Source organism: Halobacterium zhouii (assembly GCF_021249405.1).
GTDB lineage: Archaea > Halobacteriota > Halobacteria > Halobacteriales > Halobacteriaceae > Halobacterium > Halobacterium zhouii.
Genome location: NZ_CP089593.1, coordinates 1,222,667 through 1,241,002, shown reverse-complemented (window position 1 = coordinate 1,241,002; position 18,336 = coordinate 1,222,667). Strand labels below are relative to the sequence as shown.

At 67.1% G+C, this 18,336-nt stretch carries 20 protein-coding genes, 1 tRNA gene and 1 pseudogene; 13 read left to right on the top strand and 9 right to left on the bottom strand.

The features are described 5' to 3' along the window. Positions 1-2 precede the first annotated feature (2 nt). From LT970_RS06430 to LT970_RS06420, 3 genes and pseudogenes are all read left to right on the top strand, one after another. A pseudogene (locus tag LT970_RS06430) lies at positions 3-1,196 on the top strand (ATP-binding cassette domain-containing protein); the annotation flags it as partial. Positions 1,197-1,437: 241 nt separating this feature from the next. Further along, on the top strand, positions 1,438-3,441 hold the full coding sequence (locus LT970_RS06425) for a hypothetical protein (protein ID WP_232688643.1): 2,004 nt from the start codon (positions 1,438-1,440) through the stop codon (positions 3,439-3,441). Between the two features lie 24 nt (positions 3,442-3,465). Then, positions 3,466-4,026, top strand: a complete 561-nt coding sequence (locus LT970_RS06420) for a thermonuclease family protein (protein WP_232688642.1) — start codon at positions 3,466-3,468, stop codon at positions 4,024-4,026. Positions 4,027-4,054: 28 nt separating this feature from the next. Here LT970_RS06420 and LT970_RS06415 read toward each other — a convergent pair whose 3' ends face one another. The 3 genes from LT970_RS06415 to LT970_RS06405 form a co-directional block, all read right to left on the bottom strand. Further along, positions 4,055-5,542: an MATE family efflux transporter gene (locus LT970_RS06415; RefSeq protein WP_232688641.1), complete on the bottom strand. Its 1,488-nt coding sequence runs from the start codon at positions 5,540-5,542 to the stop codon at positions 4,055-4,057. Further along, the gene (locus LT970_RS06410; protein ID WP_232688640.1) at positions 5,539-6,144 is read right to left on the bottom strand and encodes a TetR/AcrR family transcriptional regulator; all 606 of its coding nucleotides are present in this window, start codon (positions 6,142-6,144) and stop codon (positions 5,539-5,541) included. The genes LT970_RS06415 and LT970_RS06410 overlap by 4 nt, the downstream gene beginning before the upstream one ends. An 84-nt stretch (positions 6,145-6,228) precedes the next feature. Continuing rightward, positions 6,229-6,474, bottom strand: a complete 246-nt coding sequence (locus tag LT970_RS06405; RefSeq protein WP_232688639.1) for a hypothetical protein — start codon at positions 6,472-6,474, stop codon at positions 6,229-6,231. 109 nt (positions 6,475-6,583) lie between these two features. On the opposite strand from LT970_RS06405, the gene LT970_RS06400 reads away from it, so the two are divergent. Beyond that, a complete protein-coding gene (locus LT970_RS06400; RefSeq protein WP_232688638.1) occupies positions 6,584-7,252 on the top strand; it encodes a helix-turn-helix domain-containing protein in 669 nt (222 codons plus the stop codon). 87 nt (positions 7,253-7,339) lie between these two features. Continuing rightward, on the top strand, positions 7,340-7,711 hold the full coding sequence (locus LT970_RS06395; RefSeq protein WP_232688637.1) for a DUF7344 domain-containing protein: 372 nt from the start codon (positions 7,340-7,342) through the stop codon (positions 7,709-7,711). Positions 7,712-7,816: 105 nt separating this feature from the next. Here LT970_RS06395 and LT970_RS06390 read toward each other — a convergent pair. Both LT970_RS06390 and LT970_RS06385 read right to left on the bottom strand, forming a co-directional pair. Further along, positions 7,817-7,890: transfer RNA gene (locus tag LT970_RS06390), tRNA-Thr, on the bottom strand. A 48-nt stretch (positions 7,891-7,938) separates the two neighbouring features. Further along, positions 7,939-8,976 carry a class I SAM-dependent methyltransferase gene (locus tag LT970_RS06385; protein WP_232688636.1) on the bottom strand — a complete coding sequence of 346 codons (1,038 nt, stop codon included), beginning with the start codon at positions 8,974-8,976 and terminating at the stop codon, positions 7,939-7,941. 113 nt (positions 8,977-9,089) lie between these two features. Here LT970_RS06385 and dph5 point away from each other — a divergent pair, with 113 nt between their 5' ends. Next, positions 9,090-9,878, top strand: coding sequence for a diphthine synthase (gene dph5, locus LT970_RS06380; protein ID WP_232688635.1), 789 nt, complete (start codon positions 9,090-9,092; stop codon positions 9,876-9,878). Positions 9,879-9,888: 10 nt separating this feature from the next. Here dph5 and LT970_RS14615 read toward each other — a convergent pair whose 3' ends face one another. From LT970_RS14615 to LT970_RS06365, 4 genes are all read right to left on the bottom strand, one after another. Then, positions 9,889-10,023, bottom strand: a complete 135-nt coding sequence (locus LT970_RS14615) for a hypothetical protein (RefSeq protein ID WP_269785477.1) — start codon at positions 10,021-10,023, stop codon at positions 9,889-9,891. 79 nt (positions 10,024-10,102) lie between these two features. Then, positions 10,103-10,888 carry a VOC family protein gene (locus tag LT970_RS06375; protein ID WP_232688634.1) on the bottom strand — a complete coding sequence of 262 codons (786 nt, stop codon included), beginning with the start codon at positions 10,886-10,888 and terminating at the stop codon, positions 10,103-10,105. 60 nt (positions 10,889-10,948) lie between these two features. Then, positions 10,949-11,365, bottom strand: coding sequence for a DUF8050 family protein (locus LT970_RS06370; protein ID WP_232688633.1), 417 nt, complete (start codon positions 11,363-11,365; stop codon positions 10,949-10,951). A 9-nt stretch (positions 11,366-11,374) separates the two neighbouring features. Continuing rightward, complete coding sequence (locus LT970_RS06365; RefSeq protein ID WP_232688632.1) at positions 11,375-12,487, bottom strand: OBG GTPase family GTP-binding protein; 1,113 nt, start codon at positions 12,485-12,487, stop codon at positions 11,375-11,377. 104 nt (positions 12,488-12,591) lie between these two features. Here LT970_RS06365 and LT970_RS06360 point away from each other — a divergent pair, with 104 nt between their 5' ends. The 7 genes from LT970_RS06360 (at position 12,592) to LT970_RS06330 (ending at position 18,294) form a co-directional block, all read left to right on the top strand. Further along, a complete protein-coding gene (locus LT970_RS06360) occupies positions 12,592-12,792 on the top strand; it encodes a VNG_1110C family protein (RefSeq protein ID WP_232688631.1) in 201 nt (66 codons plus the stop codon). A gap of 39 nt (positions 12,793-12,831) precedes the next feature. Continuing rightward, positions 12,832-13,326: a 50S ribosomal protein L11 gene (locus LT970_RS06355; protein ID WP_232688630.1), complete on the top strand. Its 495-nt coding sequence runs from the start codon at positions 12,832-12,834 to the stop codon at positions 13,324-13,326. Positions 13,327-13,523: 197 nt separating this feature from the next. Beyond that, positions 13,524-14,162 carry a 50S ribosomal protein L1 gene (locus LT970_RS06350; RefSeq protein ID WP_232688629.1) on the top strand — a complete coding sequence of 213 codons (639 nt, stop codon included), beginning with the start codon at positions 13,524-13,526 and terminating at the stop codon, positions 14,160-14,162. Position 14,163: 1 nt separating this feature from the next. Continuing rightward, complete coding sequence (locus LT970_RS06345; protein WP_232688628.1) at positions 14,164-15,216, top strand: 50S ribosomal protein L10; 1,053 nt, start codon at positions 14,164-14,166, stop codon at positions 15,214-15,216. 2 nt (positions 15,217-15,218) lie between these two features. Then, the gene (gene rpl12p / locus LT970_RS06340; RefSeq protein ID WP_232688627.1) at positions 15,219-15,563 is read left to right on the top strand and encodes a 50S ribosomal protein P1; all 345 of its coding nucleotides are present in this window, start codon (positions 15,219-15,221) and stop codon (positions 15,561-15,563) included. Between the two features lie 167 nt (positions 15,564-15,730). Next, the gene (locus LT970_RS06335; RefSeq protein ID WP_232688626.1) at positions 15,731-16,963 is read left to right on the top strand and encodes a tripartite tricarboxylate transporter permease; all 1,233 of its coding nucleotides are present in this window, start codon (positions 15,731-15,733) and stop codon (positions 16,961-16,963) included. Between the two features lie 179 nt (positions 16,964-17,142). Then, positions 17,143-18,294 carry a PstS family phosphate ABC transporter substrate-binding protein gene (locus LT970_RS06330; RefSeq protein WP_232688625.1) on the top strand — a complete coding sequence of 384 codons (1,152 nt, stop codon included), beginning with the start codon at positions 17,143-17,145 and terminating at the stop codon, positions 18,292-18,294. Positions 18,295-18,336 lie beyond the last annotated feature (42 nt).

Here is an 18,336-nt window from a genome sequence, read left to right as displayed (position 1 = left end):
CGGTGACCCTCGACGTGCGTGGCGTGGACGTGGAACTCGGCGGCGAGCAGATTCTCGACGCAGTGAGTGCGAGCGTCGACGACGGGCGACTGGTCGGCGTCGTCGGCCCGAACGGTGCCGGGAAGTCCACGCTCCTTCGCGCGATGAACGGCGTCGTCGAACCCGAGGGCGGCACGGTGCTTGTGGACGACGACGCGGTCCACGAACTCACCTCGAAGGCCGCGAGCAGGCGCATCGCCAGCGTTCCCCAGGAGACGAATCTCTCGTTCGAGTTCACCGTCCGGGAGACCGTCGAGATGGGGCGCCACGCTCACATTCCCCGGTTCGGGAGCGACGACGACCCGGGAGCCGTCGACCGTGCGATGGAGCGCGCGGAGGTCGCGCAGTTCGCAGACCGCGACGTCACATCGCTCTCCGGCGGCGAGAAACAGCGCGTGTTACTCGCGCGCGCACTCGCCCAGCAGGCGCCCGTGCTCCTGCTCGACGAACCGACTGCGAGCCTCGACGTCAACCACCAGATTCGCACGCTCGAACTCGTCCGTGGCCTCGCGGACGACGCCGACCGCGCGGTCGTCGCGGCCATCCACGACCTCGACCTGGCGGCGCGCTACTGCGACGAACTCGTGCTCGTCGCGGACGGACGCGTCGTCGACTCCGGGCCCGCCGAGGACGTGCTCACGCCCGGCGCCGTCCGCGACGCGTTCGACGCACGGGTGGCGGTCGGCACCGACGCCGTAACCGGCGAACCGACGGTGACGCCACTCCCCGACCCCGTAGCCGACCTGGACAGCCGCGTTCACGTCCTCGGCGGCGGTGACGCCGCCGCTCCGGTGCTCCGGCGACTCGCGGACGCGCAGTGTCCGGCCACCGTGGGGCCGGTCGTCGAGGGGGACACGGACCACGACACCGCGCGCCGGTTCGGGTTCGACGCCGTGACCGTGCCGCCGTTCACCGAGCCCGACGCGGACGCGGTGGCGCGCGCACGGCGTCTGGTCAGGGAAGCGGACGCCGTGGTCGTTTCCGCCGACGCGGACGCTGGCGGCGCGAACGCCGAGTTGCGGGACGCCGCCGACCGCATCGTCGTGGTCGATGACGACGCGAGCGCCCACTCGACCGCGTCTGCGGTGGCTCAGCGCGTCGCTCTCGAGTGTCTCGTCGCCGCGCTCACGGCGCTCGACGAGACGGACGAGGGAGTGGATGGAGGGACGAATGAGGGAGCGGACGGAGGGACGGACGAGGGAGCAGACGGGTCTGACGAAGGAGCGGACGATGGGACTGCCGGAGTGGACGGGTCGGACGGAGCCTGTGGCGACTCGAGTGCTCTCCTCGATGGTTCGGACGCTCGGACCGACTGACCCTCCCGTACCGCGGTTATTCTCGAATGGTTGTTGGGTCGTGGCCACGGCGACTATGTAGCTCCCGCTCGGAGTGGGACGTATGTCGAAGGCGGTCGCGTTCGCGGTGGTGATCGTCGCGTCGCTCGTGGCTGGCCCGCTTGCCGGCGGTGTGCTGGCCGACAGCGCCCAGTCCGAGGGCTCGTCCGCTGGGCCAGCGGTGGCGTCGACAGACGTGCCGTCGGCGCGGTCGGCGACGCCAACCATCGAGCAGTCGATGCGACTCCACCTCACGCCGTCCGAACCGGGGCGGGTTGGCGTAACAGTGACGTACGACGTCCCGTCGGAACTGACGGCGCTCGTGGTACGGTTGCCGGACCGGGCGACGGACGTCACGAGCGAGTCGTTCACCGAGACGGACAGCGGGTACGAGTGGGACGGGAGCACCGACCCCGCGACCCTGCGCTTCTCGATGGCCGCCAACCGATCCAGTGACAGTCCACGAGCCACCAGCACGCAGGGGTCGTACTCGTTCGTCGACGCCGGAGCCTGGGCGCTCGTCACCGTCCCGCAACTCGGAACGGAGTGGCGCTGGCGGGACGCCCGGAACGTCACGCTCGCCTCGAGTGTCAGCGTGGCCGGCGCGGGAACGACCGGCGGCGAAGTCGCGTACCTCGGGCCGGTCGAGACACACACGCGGACCGCACACGAACAGACGTTCACGCTCGCCGTGCCGGAGCGAGCGTCGATGGCGGAGTCGCCCGCGGAGGTGTTCGACGCGCTCGCCGCGGCGTCCGACCAGATGCGGGTCGGTGAGCGCGACCCGAACGTCTGGCTGGTCGCCGCGCCCAACGACGTCCGGTGGGTCGCACGCGGCGTCGAGTACGGCGGCTCTGACCTCTGGGTGGTCGCCGACGCGGAACTCGACGACCCCGGGAACGTCTGGATCCACGAGTACGTCCACACGCGGCAGGACTACACCACGACGGCGAGCGGTCGGTGGACCGTCGAGGCCGTCGCGGACTACTACGCGGCGCTGCTCACACTCGAACAGGGCCGGATCGGGTTCGACTCGTTCAGCGACTACCTCGGCCGGGGCGCCGAGGCGCCGTGGGCGGACTCCGTCCTCGCCCGGCCGGGGACGTGGGAGTACGGCGCCGACTACGTCAAGGGGAGTCTCGTCTGGGGGGACCTCGACCGCCGGGTGCGCCTCGCCACGAACAGCAGCCACTCGATGATGGAGGTGTTCTCGCGACTCAACCAACACGACGGCGAGGTGTCGAACGACGACGTGCTCGCGGCGGTCGCGGCGGCCGCCTCGGAGCAGGTTGCCACGGTCGGTGAACGATACACGGAGACGCGCCGTGCGCCCGAGATGTGGTCGCGCTTCGAGCACTGGCGGGCGTTCGATACGGAACCCGCACAGATGGAGTACGATTCGGTGGAGTACCGCGTCACCGGCCCGTTCCGGACCGCGTCGTTCGACTCCTTGCCCGCGCTCTACGTCGGCGAGACGCTCGTCGTCACTGCGAACGTCACGAACACCGGCGGCGCGGACGGCGAGTACGCCGCCACGCTGGGACTCGACGGTGACGTTCTGGCGGTCACGAACGGGACGCTTCGCCCCTCCGAGTCCGCGACCGTCACTCTTCGCCACGAGTTCGGCGAGGCGGGCGCGTACAACGTCTCTCTCGGCCCGGGGTCGACGGGCGCCGTCGTCGAGCGGCCAGCGAAACCCCAGGTGAGTAACGTCTCGCTCTCCGGGACGAACGACGGCGATGGCCAGGTGACCGTGACTGCGACGCTGTCCAGTCCGAACGCGACCCCCGCGGCGGGGCCGGTCGCCGTCACGGTAGACGGTGAGACGGTCGCGTCCCTGGAGGCGACGCTCGCGGCGGGCGAGTCCGTCACGCGGCGCGTCACCGTCTCCGTCCCGACCGAGGGCGAGTACACCGTCGCGGTCGGCAACCAGACCGCGCGGTCGAGCGAGGACGACCAGTCCAGCGGAACGTCCATGCCCGGCTTCGGAGTGGGTGTGTCCGTCGCCGCACTCGTCCTCGCGGGTCTCGTCGCAGTCGCCGCGTCCGCCGCGGGCCGCGAGCGTTAACACCCTCCCGTCCGAATCGCCGCCGTGAAACGCGCCACACTCGCCGTCGTTGCACTTGTCCTCCTCGCTGGCTGTACCGTAAACGTCTCCATCGGCGGCCAGACGACGGACCCCGCTCCGGCCCAGGTCCGCACGGCGACCGTCGTCGACGTGGTGGACGGCGACACGCTCGACGTGGAGTACGCGAACGGAACCGAGGAGCGTGTGCGCCTGCTCGGCGTGGACACGCCGGAGGTCCACGTCGAGGTGTCGCCTGGCGAGTTCGAGGGCGTCCCGGACACCGAAGCGGGGCGCTCGTGTCTCCGCAAGTGGGGTGAGCGGGCGAGCCAGTTCGCGACCGAGCGCCTCGCTGGTGAGACCGTCACCGTCGTCGTCGGTGGTGACCGGCGCGGGAGCTACGGGCGCCTGCTCGCGTACGTCACCGTCGGCGCGAACGCTTCGGGGGAGCGGTCGTTCAACTACGCGCTCCTGAACAGGGGGTACGCGCGCCTCTACGAGACGGAGTTCGCGCGACTCGACTCGTTCACTGCGGCAGAGAACCAGGCGCAGGCGAACGGAACCGGACTCTGGGCGTGTGCGTCCTGAGGAGAACGCCGTAACCGTCCGGGGGTCGTCAGTCGTCGGTCGCGTCGGGCGCCGCGGACGGCCCGCGGGCCTCCGTGACGTCGGCGTCCCGCCACGTTCCGCGCTCGAACCAGACGTACGAGATGACGCCGCCGAGCACGTTCGACACCGCGAACGCGATCCAGAGGCCTTCTACGCCGAGTCGGTGGGCGCCGACCCACGCGATAGGTAGCCGGATGAATCCGAGCATCGCTATGGAGATGACGGCCGCGATGAGGGTCTGACCGGCGCCACGGAACCCGCCGCTGTACGACCGCATCACGCCGATGAACCCGAACGTGAGCGCGGCGTACCGGAGGAACTCGGCGCCTATCGCGGCGACCTCGGGGTTCTGCGTGAACACCGCGGCGATGGGGTGGGCCGCGAGGAACACCACGGCACCGAACGCCGTCAGCGCCCCCAGCATCACCTTCGCGCCGTAGTGGTTCGCGTACTCCGCGCGGTCGAGTTTCCCCGCGCCGATGTTCTGTCCGGTCATCGTCTCGACGCCCTGGGAGAACGCGATGGCGGGCAGGAAGATGACCGAGAACACGCGCGTGCCGATGCCGTAGGCCGCCGCGACGGTGTCCGGGAAGAGAGCGACGACGACCAGCAGGAGGTTCACGGAGAGTGCGCGTGCGGTTCCCTCGATGGATGCCGGTACGCCGATGTCGAGCAGGCGGCGGGCGTAGTCCGCGTCGGGTTTCATCTGGGAGAGTCGGATGCGGACGCCCCGCGTCCCCTGGAACATGATGACCAGGCCGACGACGAGCGCGAGCAGGCGAGAGAAGACGGTGGCGATGGCGGCGCCCTCGATGCCCGACCCGGTGTAGCCCGTGAGCGCGAACAACTGGGATTCGAGGCCGCGCAGGCCGAGGTAGCCGAACAGCGGGTTCTGGTCGAACCCGAAGATGAGAAGCGGGTCGAGGAGGATGTTGAGGACGACGGAACCGAACATCACGAGCATCGGCGTGACCGTGTCGCCGTACCCCCGCATCAGCGAGACGAACACCGCGAAGCCGAACACCGCGACGAGTCCGACCGAGTACACCTGCATGTACGACGTGGCGAGGGGTGTAACGTCAGCGGACGCGCCGAGAAGCACGAGGAACTCGTCGACGAACACGAACCCGATGGCGCCCAGGACCACGGCGGCGACTGCCGCGAACGCCACCGTCTGAGAGGCGGCGTACTCCGCGCGTTCCTCCTCGTCCGCGCCGACGTACTGCGCGACGAGCACGCTCCCGGCGACGGAGATGCCCAGCGCGAGCGCGATGAGCAGGAACACCATCGGGAACGCGAACGTGATGGCGGCCAGCGCGTCCGTGCTGTACTGGCCGAGCCAGAACGTGTCCGCGATGTTGTAGGCGGTCTGGAAGAGGTTCGTGATGACGATGGGGAGCGAGAGGTAGAGCAGGGGTTTCGCGATGCTGCCCGACGTCAATTCGAGTTCCTCCGGGCCCTTGAACAGGGCGCTGACTCTGTCAGTGACGCTCACTCCTCGGCCACCCCCAGGGTCTCTCCGTCGACGAGCACGCGCTCCTCGATGTAGTCAGTGAGCGAGGCGTGGGTTCGCTCTCGGGGGTAGCCGATAGCGACGTTTCGCGCCTGGGTCCCCATCACGAGCGAGACGACGAACTCGGCGACATCGTCGGGGTCGACGTCCTCGCGGACGACGCCGGCGTCGACGCCGTCGGCGATGGCTTCGCGGACGACGTCGACCCAGATGTCGTCGATGCGCTGGAGTCGGTCGCGGAACGCGTCGTCGTAGGGTCCCTGGGCCTTGATTTCGAGGATGGCAGTCCCCCACTCCTCGCCGGGGGTGTCGTCGCCGGGGAGGAGGAACTCGTCCAGGAACTCGGCGAGTCGCTCGCTAGGGTCGCCCTCGCGGAACTCCGTCACCCGGCCGGCGAGTTCGTCCCGGAGGTGCTCGAGGAACGCCACCAGCAGGTCGTGTTTTGAGTCGTAGTGGTAGTGGAGGGCGGCTTTGCTCTTCGTCGATTCGTCCGCGATGTCCTGCATCCGCAGGGACGCGTACCCGTGCTCGCAGAGCGCGGTGTACGTCGCTTCCATTATCTCGTCGGTGGTGTCGTCTGTCATAGCGGAGTGACTGACCAGCCAGTCAGTTATTGCTACAACTAACTGGCTGGTCAGTCAAATGCGTTCTGGTTCTCGAATCGTCTGCTACGCGACTCCGTGGTAGCCCGCCCAGAGAACGAACACGCCCACCGCGACGAACGCTGCGCCGCGGAGTCTCCACAGACGCACGTCCACCTCGCCGTCGCTGACCGCGGAAAAACCGAGGAACCGGTGGAGTACCAGCACGCGCTCCGGGTCCGCGAGCAACGCCACTCCGACCACCACCGGGAACACAAACAGGACCTGCAGGGCGTGGCCACTCGCCGCCGACGTGCTCAACGGCACCACCATGGTATTCCAGTCGGGAACGGTGAAGAAAGGCGTTGTTGCCGGTTCGAACGTGACTCACGACCATCAGGATCAGGGAGTGGCTTATTCGTCTTCCCGTGTTTCTGTACGTATGAGCGTCGTCGCAGACATCACTGTTCCCGCCACCTCGTTCCTTCTCTCTGAGGCGCTGCCGTCGAACCCGGACGTGACTATTGAAGTGGAGCGACTCGCCTCCCACAGCACCGAGTGGGTGATGCCGTTCCTCTGGGTGTCCGGCACCGACTTCCAGTCGTTCCGAGACCAGATGCAGGCCGACCCGACGGTGGCCGACGTCGACGTCATCGAGGAGATCGACGGAAGCGCCCTCTACATGGTGACCTGGTCAGAAGACATCGTCGACCTGATTACGGACATCACCAACCAGCACGCCAGCATCCTCGACGCCAAGGCGCGCGTCGACGAGTGGCGACTCAAACTTCGGTTCGCGCTGGACGAACAGGTGCCCACGTTCCAGGAGTACTTCGCCGAGCGAACCCGGACGTTCGAAGTCAACAAGCTCTACCACCCCGATGCCCCCCAGCAACGCGAGTACGGACTCACCCCCGAACAGTACGACACGCTCGTGACGGCGGTGCAGGTCGGCTACTTCGACGTGCCGCGGCAGAGTTCGATGGACGACCTCGCGGACGAACTCGGCGTCTCCTCGAACGCCGTCTCCCAGCGAATCCGCCGCGGGTGTGCGAATCTCATCCGCCACGCGCTCACCGTCGGTGACGAGCCGGTCGAAGCCCGGGAATGACCGACTGGTCGCCGAACTACCGCCCCCATATGAATGGCGTTATCTGTGAGTCAACGCCCTCATCCCCGAACAAGTACAAGACCGGGTGTGTCGAACAACATAACCGGCCCGTCGGACGTGGAATCGATGATGCCGAACACCGACACGATTCCCGAGGACGACGTCTTCGCCGTCCTCAGCAGCCAACGGCGCCGGTTTGCGCTACACTGTCTCCAGAAGTACGGAGGTCCGATGGCCCTAGCTGACATGGCTGACGAGATCGCGGTGTGGGAGAACGACACCGACATCGCCGACATCTCCCCTGAGGAAGTGAAACGCATCTACGTTTCGCTCTACCACACACACGTCCCGAAACTCGAGGACGCCGACATCGTCGAGTACAGCCAGGAACGGGACATGGTCGCGCTTTCGGAGAACGCAGAACAAGTCACAGCCCACATCGAACCGTACGACGAGTAGCGCCACTTGAACCCACGAGTACGCTCTTCTCCATATCGCTCGTCGTGGATTCGCACGGTTCACGGATGGCAAAAACGCTCCGCAATCTTTTGACGTCGCAGAAAGAGCCGGTAGAGGGATTTGAACCCTCGGCCTATTCCTTACGAAGGAATCGCTCTACCAATCTGAGCTATACCGGCGCGGGATCCAATCTACCGTAGCCGGATTCGAGAAATAAGCCTTGCGAATCACCGGCGGGTGAGGCGGGCGTCCACCACCACGTTCAGTTCGTGGGGGGCGTACGACCGAACCGTCCGTCGCGTCTCGATTTCCACGTCGTACTCGGGTTCCGCCGCCGCCCGAATCGCTGCCTCGGCGGGGCCGTAGGGGTCGTCCTCGTGCTCGAAGTCGTACAGGTGGATCACGCAGTCGTCGCCCGCCAGCGCCACCGCGGTGTCGAGAAACTCGTCGGCGGTGTGCGGGAGATTCATCACGATTCGGTCCGCCCAGTTCTCGTACTCGCTGGCGACGTCGCGCACACCGTCGCGCTCGCTTTGCTCGCGCGACGAGCCCGAAACTACGTTGCGGACGTCTCCCACGATTGCGGTGATGCGGTCGGCTACACCGTTGCGCTCGGCGTTGCGCTCGAGGTACGCGATGGCGTCCTCGTTGATGTCCGTCGCCACCACTTCCGCGCCTGCTTTCGCCATCGGCACCGCGTACGGGCCGACGCCCGCGAACATGTCGAAGACGTGCTCGCCCTCGCGTTCCACTTGCTCGACGACGCGGTGCCGCTCGGTGGCGAGTCGCGGCGAGAAGTAGACCGTAGCGAGGTCTAACTCGAACTCACAGCCGTATTCTCGGTGCACGGCTTCGGTGCCGTCACCCGCGAGCACGTCCCAGTCGCGCACGCGCTCGGTGCCCTTCACCTTCGACGCGCGATTGACCACGCTCTCGGCGCGCACGTCGGACTCCAGTATCGCGTCGGCGATGCGCTGGGCGCGCTCCGGGTCGTCCTCGTCCAGAATGACGACGTCGCCGAGGCGCTCGTACGTCGGCTCGAACCCCAGCACGTCCGCGGGGTTCGTGGGCGTCCGTCGCTCCGGCGCGTCGAACTCGACGACGTCGAACTCCCCGGGAACGGCGTCGGCGTCGGTGACGGGAATGTAGAGCCAGCCGTCGCTCGCCGTGATGGCGTACTCGTCGTCCACCAGGTCGTCCGCCGCGAGTCGTCGGCGAGTCGCTTCGCCGTCTTCCGGACGGACGCGAACGCACGGCACTGCCATTGTCGAATTTCCGCACGCGCCCGCCTTACCGGTGTCGCTTCCGCCGACGGCGTCGACGCACCACGTTGCTATCGACTCGAAAGCCTATAACGCGCGCCGCCACAACCACGGGTATGCTCACGTTCGTCGGTCTCGGACTCTACGACGAGCGCTCGGTCACAGTCGAGGGCGCGGACGCCATCGCCGCCACCGACCGCGCGTTCGCGGAGTTCTACACCAGCCACCTCGTCGGTGCGGACGTCGCGGACCTCGAGGACCACCACGGAATCGACATCGAAGTGCGCGACCGCGCGGGCGTCGAACAGGACCCCGAACCCATCCTCGACGCTGCCGAGACCGGAGACGCAGTCTTCCTCACCGCGGGCGACACGATGATATCGACGACTCACGTCGACCTCCGACTGCGCGCCGAGGAGCGCGGCATCGACACTCGCGTGATTCACGCGCCGACCGCCGAGTCCGCCGCGTCGAGCCTGACGGGCCTCCAGAACTACCGCTTCGGGAAGGCGACGACGCTCCCCTTCGAGTGGGCCCACGGCGCCGACGGCGTCCCAGGCTCAGTCGTCGAGACCATCGAGGACAACCGCGAGCGCGGCCTCCACACGCTGTGCTACCTCGACATCAAGGTGGACCATCCCAGAGCCGACGGCGACGAGTACATGACCGCAAGCCACGCCGCCGGCCTGCTCGCGGAACATTGGAATCCAGACGCCCTCGGCGTCGTCGTCGCGCGCGCCGGCGCTCCCGACGCAACCGTCCGCGCCGACACGCTGGCCGCGCTCGCCGAGGAAGACTTCGGCGACCCGCTCCACCTGCTCGTGATTCCCGGCGACCTGCATCACGTCGAGCAGGACGCGCTCGCGGGGCTGGCTGACGCGCCGGACGAACTGCTTGCGGAGTAGGGGCCGCCGGTCAGCGGAGTTTCTCGAAGACGGTGCTGTTGCAGTTCGAGCAACTCCGCCGATTCCGTCGGTAAGTCTTCCCGCAGCTCCCGCACTTCCACTTCGGCTTCAGAAAGTCCGGCTTCAGCGTCTCGAGCAGTTCCATGCACTCAGTACGTGGCGAACGAGGAAAAGCCCGCCGTCAGGCTCACCGCTCCGGGGCCGGTCGCTGCGTTCGCCGCGCGTCAGGCCGAGCGATCCATCGGCGAATCGTCGGGGTTCAGCACCTCGATCTCGTGGCCGTCCGGGGTCTTCGTGAACGCGTAGTTGTCGTCACAGGACGCGGGGTCGCGGTAGTCCTCGGCCTCCCGCGTCAGCAGCGTCTCCCAGTCCTCGTGGAGGTCGTCGGCGCGCACCGCGAGATGCCCCCACCCGCGACCGAACTCGTAGGAACGGCCGTCGTAGTTGTACGTCAACTCGACCGCCATCGCCTCCTCGGCGGCGTCCTGGGGTTTCGCGAAGTAGTTGGCGAACGTGTCGGACTCCCAGCGGCCCGTGTGCTCGTACTCGAACTTCCGCGTCCAGAAGCCCAGTTGCTGGTCTGCGTCCTCGACGCGAACCATCGTGTGGTCGAGACTCCACTCTGCGCCGTGGTCTCGCTCGACGATCTCGACCTCGTGGCCGTCCGGGTCCTTCACGAACGCGTACGAGCCACCGCAGGAGTCCGGGTCGCGGTAGTCCTCGACGCCCTCGTCCATCAGTTCCTCGTAGGCGTCGTAGACGTCGTCGGTGCGCACCGCGATGTGGCCGAACGCGTCGCCCATCTCGTACTCGTCGGTGTCGTGGTTCTCCGTGAGTTCGAGGAGCGCGCCCTGCTCGTGGCGGTCCTCGGGCCCGAGGTAGACGTTCGTGAACGTGTCGGCCTCCCAGCGGCCGTACTCGACGTAGTCGAGGTGGGACCGATACCAGTCGAGTGACTCTTCGAGGTCGCCGACGCGCATCATCGTATGGTCGAGCAGAAAGTCGCTCATGTCCGGGAGATTGTTCGGACGCTCGTTAAGCGTACCGGAGGCGGAAGGGAGGGCTGTCTTTCAGCGGTGCGACTCGGTCGGCCACTCCTCGTACACGACCCACGCGCCCGCGACCAGCAACCAGACGACGCCCAGCGGCACTGCGAGAATGCCCTGCTGGTCGGACACCGAGAGCGCGAGCAGACCGACGTTGAACGCCGCGAGGCCCAGAAAGCCGGCGACGACGTACGCGTCGGCCTCGTCCATCGCAGCGGTCACCAGCGCGACGACGTACAGCATCGTCGCGAGCGGCCATCCGCTGAGGTGACTCGGGACGTTGCCGACGCGCGCGAGGTACGTGGGTAGCGTAGTGAACGAGAACGGCGAGACGCTCGCGAAGCCGACGGAGAACAGCGGATACCAGCCGGTGTCCCAGGTGACGATGACCCAGGGAAGGACGCCGGCGAGGGCGACGACTGCGAAACGACGTCGATCCATATCACTCGCTCACTTCCGCGCGACGATGCGGAGTACGTCCTCGTCCGCGAAGACGTGGTCGCGCCCGACCTGCTGGTCGTCGTGTTTCACTGAATCGCCGGTTACGCGTGCGAACCGGAAGCGCTCCTCGAAGGTGCCGCCGAGTTTGTGGAGCGCGTCGTCGAGCGTGTCGCCCTCGCGGAGAACGAGCGGTTCCTCGTAGTCGATGCCCCGGCCGGGCTTGTCCATGTAGATGCGGATGAGGCCGAGTTCCTCCCAGAAACGTTCCTTCAGCGAGTCGAGGCCCTTCTCCGCGACGGCGGAGATGAACACTGCGTCGTCGGGGTCGATGCCGGCCTCGCGCATGTTCTCGCGCATCGTGTCGGCGTACGACGGTTCGATGAGGTCGACCTTGTTCACCACGACCATCGACGGCATGTAGACGCGGTTGTCCATCACGCCGTCGATGAGTTCGTCGACGTCGGGGTTGCCGCGTATGGTGACGTCCGCGTTCACGAACCCGCGCTCGCGGAGGATCTCGCGCACGGTGTCGTGGTCGAGGTCCATCTCGCCGGAGGAGTTGATGTCGATGCCGCCTTTCCCCTTCTTCGTGATGTTCACGGTCGGGGGATCCTCGTCGACCCGAATCTTCACGCCGTACAGTTCGTCGTCGAGGCGCTGGTAGCGCTCGGGTTCGAACGCCGACACCATGAACACCACGAGGTCCGCGGTGCGGATGACCGAGAGGACCTCCTTCCCGCCGCCGCGCCCACCCGCCGCGCCCTCGATGAGTCCCGGCACGTCGAGAATCTGAATGTTCGCGCCGCGGTAATCCAGCATCCCCGGATTGACGTCGAGCGTCGTGAACTCGTAGGAGCCAACCTCGCTGTCCGCGTTCGTCATCGCGTTGATGAGCGTGGACTTGCCGACCGAGGGAAAGCCGACGAGTGCCACCGTCGCGTCGCCGTGCTGTTCGACGGCGTAGCCACCGCTGCCGCCCCCGCCGGACTGCTGGGCCTCGAGTTTCTCCTTCTTCTCGGCGAGTTTCGCCTTCAACCGGCCGATATGTGACTCCGTCGACTTGTTGTACGGCGTCTCGGAGATTTCTTCTTCGAGCGATTCGATATCCTCCTCCAGTCCCATCACTCGGTGGTAGGCCGCTCCCGCCGAAAAGCGCTTTCCCTCTCCGACTCTCCTCCTCCGGGAACTTCGATACATTGATACACAGCCTAGTAAAAAACCAGGTGATGCCCTCACCCTCCAGTTTGCGCGACAGTACGCAGATCGTTCTCCCAGTGACGACGCTGGAGGGAGTGGCACACGACGTCGAAACCGAATTCGACGTTACGGTCCACGAGGCGGGGGAGGCTGCCCGCATCATCGGCAGTCCGGTCGCCATCAAGGACGTGAACGACTACCTCACTCGGCAGGGAGTCGCGCTCCCCTGAAAGGCAAGGGTTAAATTCGCGGCACGGATTCTTCGGAGTATGGCTGAGACGATAGAAGTGCTCGTCGCGGGCGGCCAGGCCAATCCCGGCCCGCCGCTCGGTCCCGAGCTGGGTCCGACGCCGGTCGACGTACAGGCGGTCGTCGAAGAAATCAACGACCAGACCGCCGCGTTCGACGGAACCGAGGTTCCTGTCACCGTCGAGTACGAGGAGGACGGGTCGTTCAGTATCGAGGTCGGCGTGCCGCCGACGGCCGCGCTCGTGAAAGACGAGGCCGGCTTCGATACGGGGTCCGGCGAACCTCAGGAGGATTTCGTCGCCGACCTCTCCATCGACCAACTCAAGACCATCGCGGAACAGAAGAAGCCCGACCTGCTCGCGTACGACACGCGAGCGGCCGCGAAGGAGGTCGCTGGCACCTGCGCTTCGATGGGCGTCACCATCGAGGGCGACGACGCCCGAACGTTCCGCCAGCGCGTCGAGGACGGCGAGTACGACGACACGCTCGGCGAGGCTGCTGAAGCGAGCGCCTGAACCGCGACACCAACTCGCGGTCTTTCTCACGAACGACGCTCCAGCGGTAGCGCCCCGTCTCCGATTCGCACGGGGACCGTGGTTCGACGCTTTTAAGGCCGCCATACACTTCTTTCGAGCCGAGACAGGCTTCGCCTGTTTCACTGACCCGTAGGAGATCTGACCTGCAGTGGGTCGACACACTACGGAGGTGAAAGATGGCAGACAACGACATTCAAGAGGCCGTAACTCGCGCACTCGATGAGGCTCCTGAGCGGAACTTCCGCGAAACCGTGGACCTCGCTATCAATCTGCGCGACCTCGACCTCAACGACCCGTCACAGCGTATCGACGAGGGCGTCGTACTGCCGTCGGGCACCGGACAGGAGACGAACATCGTGGTCTTCGCAGAGGGCGAGACCGCGGTTCGCGCCGAGGAGGTCGCAGACGAGGTTCTCGGTTCCGACGACCTCGCCGACCTCGGCGACGACACCGACGCCGCGAAGGACCTCGCCGCAGAAACGGAGTTCTTCGTGGCCGAAGCATCCATGATGCAGGACATCGCGGGTGCGCTCGGTCAAGTTCTCGGTCCGCGCGGCAAGATGCCGACGCCGCTCCAGCCCGACGACGACGTCGTCGAAACCGTCAACCGAATGAAAAACACCGTGCAGATCCGCAGCCGTGACCGACGCACGTTCCACACGCGCGTCGGCGCGGAGGACATGTCCACCGAGGACATCGCGTCGAACATCGACGTCATCCTGCGCCGTCTGCACGCCGACCTCGAGAAGGGGCCGCTCAACATCGACTCCGTCTACGTGAAGACGACGATGGGCCCCTCCGTGGAGGTGGCCTAACATGTCCGCCGACAGCGAACGCACGACAGACCACATTCCCGAGTGGAAGCGAGAGGAGGTCGGCGACCTCGTCGACCTCATCGAGTCCCACGACAGCGTGGGCGTCGTGAACGTCACGGGCATTCCGAGCCGACAGCTCCAGGAGATGCGACGCGGCCTGCACGGCAGCGCCGCGCTCCGCATGAGTCGCAACACGCTGCTCGTGCGCGCACTCGAGGAGGTCGACGCGGGCGTCGAGGACCTCACCGAACACATCTCGGGCGAGGTCGGACTCGTCGTCACGAACGACAACCCGTTCGGACTGTACAAGCAACTCGAAGCCTCGAAGACGCCGGCGCCCATCAACGCCGGCGAGGTCGCCCCCAACGACATCGTCATCCCGGAGGGCGACACGGGCATCGACCCGGGTCCGTTCGTCGGTGAACTCCAGCAGATCGGCGCGAACGCGCGAATCCAGGAGGGCTCCATCCAGGTGCTCGAGGACTCCGTCGTCGTCGAGGAAGGCGGCACGGTGTCCAACGACGTCGCGAACGTGCTCACGGAACTCGGCATCGAGCCGAAGGAAGTGGGTCTCGACCTGAAGGCCGTGTACTCCGAGGGCGTGCTGTTCGGCCCCGAGGAACTGGCCATCGACGTCGAGGAGTACCGCGCGGACATCCAGTCCGCCGCGGCGTCCGCGCGCAACCTCGCGGTCAACGCGAACTACCCGACCGCCGAGAGCGTTCCGCTGCTCGTCCGGAAGGCCAGCGGCGAGGCCAAGAGCCTCGGCCTGCAGGCCTCCATCGAGAGCCCGGACCTCGCGGACGACCTCGTGAGCAAGGCAGACGCGCAGGTCCGCGCGCTCGTCGCGCAGATCGACGACGAGGAGGCCCTGCCGGAGGACCTCCAGGACATCGAGGCGCCCGCGGCCGCGGCGCCCGACACCGACGAGGACGAGGACGAAGACGAAGCACAGGCTGACGAAGACACTGAGACCGAGGCTGACGCCGACGACTCCGACGACGATGACGACGGAGGCGACGGCGCAGAGGGCCTCGGGGAGATGTTCGGATAACAATGGAATACGTTTACGCAGCACTCATCCTGAACGAATCTGGTGAAGAGATCAACGAAGAGAACATCACCGGCGTCCTCGAGGCCGCCGGCGTCGATGTCGAGGAATCCCGCGTCAAGGCGCTCGTCGCCGCGCTGGAGGACGTCGACATCGAAGAGGCAGTCGAGGAGGCCGCCGCTGCACCCGCAGCGCCCGCCGCGGGCGCGGCCGGCGGCGCCGAGGAGTCGACCGAGTCCGAGGACGAGGAGTCCGAGGACGAGGAGTCCGAGGACGAGGCCGAAGAAGACGAGGGCGACGACGAGGACGAGGAGGCCAGCGGCGAGGGCCTCGGCGACCTCTTCGGCTGATTCAGTTCGACGAATCACCCGCTTCGCTTCGACAGCACACCACATTTCTTTCGCGCGTCACGTCCGACAGCACCGCGTAGCGCCGCCACCGGGACGAAACCACCACACGGTCGGAGCCCGACTGGCCCGCGAGGGTTCAAGTACGAGAGCGGGACCAACCCCGTTCGATGGACGTCCTCGGCGTTCGCGTGCTCGTCGCTCCCGGGTCGACAGCGGCCGCGTTCGCTGCGGTGTTCGCGGGCGTCGCGCTCGGTACGTGTTCGGGGCTGGTGCCGGGACTGCACGTGAACACACTCGCGTTGCTGCTCGCGGCGGCGGCGCCACTCGTCCCGGGGCCACCGCATCTCGTCGGCGCCGCGCTGCTCGCGGCGGGCGTCACGCACTCGTTTCTCGACATCGTGCCGACGCTCGCGCTCGGCGTGCCGGACGCGGCGATGGCTGTCACTGCGCTCCCCGGACACCGCCTCGTGCTCGGCGGCAGGGGCAGGGAGGCGCTGCGCGTGTCGGCGGTGGGGAGCGGCGTCGCTGTGGCGACCGCGTTCGTGCTCGGCGCTCCGGTCACGTGGGTCGCTCGCCGCGTCGCTCCTCTGGTGTACGCGCACCTCACGGTGGTGGTCGTCGCGCTCGTCGGATTTCTGCTTGCGCGCGAGCGGACGTGGCGGGCGCGCGCCGGCGGCCTGCTCGCCTTCGCACTCAGCGGCGCGCTCGGCACTGTTTCACTCCCGTTGAATCCCCAGAGCATTGTCCCGACTGGGGACGTGCTGTCGCCGCTGTTCGCGGGTCTGTTCGGTGCTCCCGTGTTGCTCGCGGCGTACCGCGGCGGTGGCGTCCCCGAGCAGGACGACGCGGCGGTCGCTGCCACACCCCGCGACGTCGCCGGGCCGGGCGTCGCTGGCAGTCTCGCCGGCGCGGCCGTCGCGTACGTCCCGGGCGTCTCCGGAGCCATCGCGGCCATCGGCGCGCTCGAGGCGACCCGAGCGGACGGCGACCGCGCGTTCGTCGCGGCGCTCTCTGGCGTCAACACAGCCAACACCGTCTTCGCGCTGTTCGCACTGTTCGCGCTCGGCGACGCCCACACCGGTGTGCTGGTGGCGTTCGAGCGCGCTCGACTCCCCCGGACGCTCCCGCTGTTGCTCGCGAGCATCGCGCTCGCAGCGTGCGCCGGCGCGGTCCTCGTTCCCGTACTCGGCGACCGTTACTTCCGACTCGTGCGGGCTACCGACCACCGCAGGCTGACCGTCGCCGTCTGCGTGCTCCTCGTCGTACTCGCCTACCTGTTCGCTGGCTGGGTTGGCGTCGTTCTGCTCGCCGTGGCGACCGTGATCGGGGCGGTTCCGCCGGCGTTCGGCGCGCGACGGGTCCACCTCATGGGAGTGTTACTGGTTCCGCTGGCGGTGTAGCCCGTCACCCGCTGGTGTGACTGGCCCGGGACACGACTCCCCGGGGCGGCCACCGAACTACTGTGGCGTATATAGGGAACTGTTCGGTAGGGTTCAAGCAATATCTCTCGGTTTCGCCCGGGAGCGGGCCGTACACCTATTATAAACGGGTTTACTACTGTTCTGTCTCCGCCCAGTTGATGACGCAGGAATCAGCGCGTCTGTCTGGTGGCTCGTCGCGTCGGAAGTTCATCGTGTCGGCTGGCGCCGTCGGGTCGGTGCTGCTCGCCGGCTGTCAGGGCAACTCCGACCCGAAGGACGGGAACGACGAATCGACAACCAGTGGCGGGAATGCACAGAACCCTGCAACGACCGCCAAACCAAACAAGAGCCTGGCGACGGACACGCTCACGGGCGACGGCTCCTCGACGGTGTTCCCCATCACGAACACCGCGGCGAGCTACTGGAACTCCAATCCGGAGAAGGGGGACGGCGACTACTGGCCGGCGGAGTGGGCCAACCAGTACGGCACCGACAAGCGCCTCGCCGACTACTGGGCGGGGCTCTACGGCTGGGAAGCGACGGGGAAGCGCTCGGTGCCGCCGTTCCGCGTGAGCATCGCGTTGAGCCACTCCGGCACGGGCGTCGAGGGCGTCATGGAGGGGCGCGTCGACATCGGCGACTCCAGCGCTCCGGCCGCCGCCGAACTGGAGGGCGAGAACGTCCCCGAGGCGAAGATGGAGAAGTTCGTCGACCACGTCGTCGGCGTCGACGGCCAGCCGATCGTCGTGAGCAAGGAGATACACGACGCGGGCGTCAGCCAGCTCACCATCGACGAACTGAAAGCAATCTACAAGGGCGAAATCAGTAACTGGAGCGACGTCGGCGGCCCGGACAGGGAGATGCTCGTCCTCGGTCGCGCGCAGAACTCCGGGACGGCGACCTCCTTCCGCAACAACGTGTTCGGCGACCCGAACGCGAGCACGGACCCCGACCAGCGCTACGGGAAGAACCAGCAACTCCAGCAGGCGGTCGCGCAGGCCGACAACGCCATCTCGTACCTCGCGCTCGCGTTCGTCCAGCCCGAGGGCCAGGTGCCGCCCATCGGACTGCAGATCGGCGACACCACCTACGAGTACGGGAAGAATCTCGGCGCGAAGGAGTACCCGCTCTCCCGTGACCTCCACGCGTACACGTGGGAGGACACGTCTCGCCAGGAGGCGGCGTTCATCAACTTCGTGCTCTCGGACTTCGGCCAGGAGTTCTTCGTGAAGTCGAACAACTACTTCGCGCTGCCCCAGGACCGCCTCGAAACCCAGCGCCAGAAGGTCGCGCCGAGCAAGTACGAGTAACGCGCCGTCGACCCGGGCCGAACCCAGTCACTGTCATCCACT

Coding starts and splice junctions, on each gene's coding strand:
- LT970_RS06335 (WP_232688626.1), top strand. CDS start 15,731: ATGGACGTCCTCGGCGTTCGCGTGCTCGTCGCTCCCGGGTCGACAGCG.
- LT970_RS06330 (WP_232688625.1), top strand. CDS start 17,143: ATGACGCAGGAATCAGCGCGTCTGTCTGGTGGCTCGTCGCGTCGGAAG.
- LT970_RS06345 (WP_232688628.1), top strand. CDS start 14,164: ATGTCCGCCGACAGCGAACGCACGACAGACCACATTCCCGAGTGGAAG.
- LT970_RS06355 (WP_232688630.1), top strand. CDS start 12,832: ATGGCTGAGACGATAGAAGTGCTCGTCGCGGGCGGCCAGGCCAATCCC.
- LT970_RS06365 (WP_232688632.1), bottom strand. CDS start 12,487: ATGGGACTGGAGGAGGATATCGAATCGCTCGAAGAAGAAATCTCCGAG.
- LT970_RS14615 (WP_269785477.1), bottom strand. CDS start 10,023: ATGGAACTGCTCGAGACGCTGAAGCCGGACTTTCTGAAGCCGAAGTGG.
- LT970_RS06370 (WP_232688633.1), bottom strand. CDS start 11,365: ATGGATCGACGTCGTTTCGCAGTCGTCGCCCTCGCCGGCGTCCTTCCC.
- LT970_RS06405 (WP_232688639.1), bottom strand. CDS start 6,474: ATGGTGGTGCCGTTGAGCACGTCGGCGGCGAGTGGCCACGCCCTGCAG.
- LT970_RS06425 (WP_232688643.1), top strand. CDS start 1,438: ATGTCGAAGGCGGTCGCGTTCGCGGTGGTGATCGTCGCGTCGCTCGTG.
- LT970_RS06385 (WP_232688636.1), bottom strand. CDS start 8,976: ATGGCAGTGCCGTGCGTTCGCGTCCGTCCGGAAGACGGCGAAGCGACT.
- LT970_RS06350 (WP_232688629.1), top strand. CDS start 13,524: ATGGCAGACAACGACATTCAAGAGGCCGTAACTCGCGCACTCGATGAG.
- dph5 (WP_232688635.1), top strand. CDS start 9,090: ATGCTCACGTTCGTCGGTCTCGGACTCTACGACGAGCGCTCGGTCACA.
- LT970_RS06400 (WP_232688638.1), top strand. CDS start 6,584: ATGAGCGTCGTCGCAGACATCACTGTTCCCGCCACCTCGTTCCTTCTC.
- rpl12p (WP_232688627.1), top strand. CDS start 15,219: ATGGAATACGTTTACGCAGCACTCATCCTGAACGAATCTGGTGAAGAG.
- LT970_RS06410 (WP_232688640.1), bottom strand. CDS start 6,144: ATGACAGACGACACCACCGACGAGATAATGGAAGCGACGTACACCGCG.
- LT970_RS06360 (WP_232688631.1), top strand. CDS start 12,592: ATGCCCTCACCCTCCAGTTTGCGCGACAGTACGCAGATCGTTCTCCCA.
- LT970_RS06375 (WP_232688634.1), bottom strand. CDS start 10,888: ATGAGCGACTTTCTGCTCGACCATACGATGATGCGCGTCGGCGACCTC.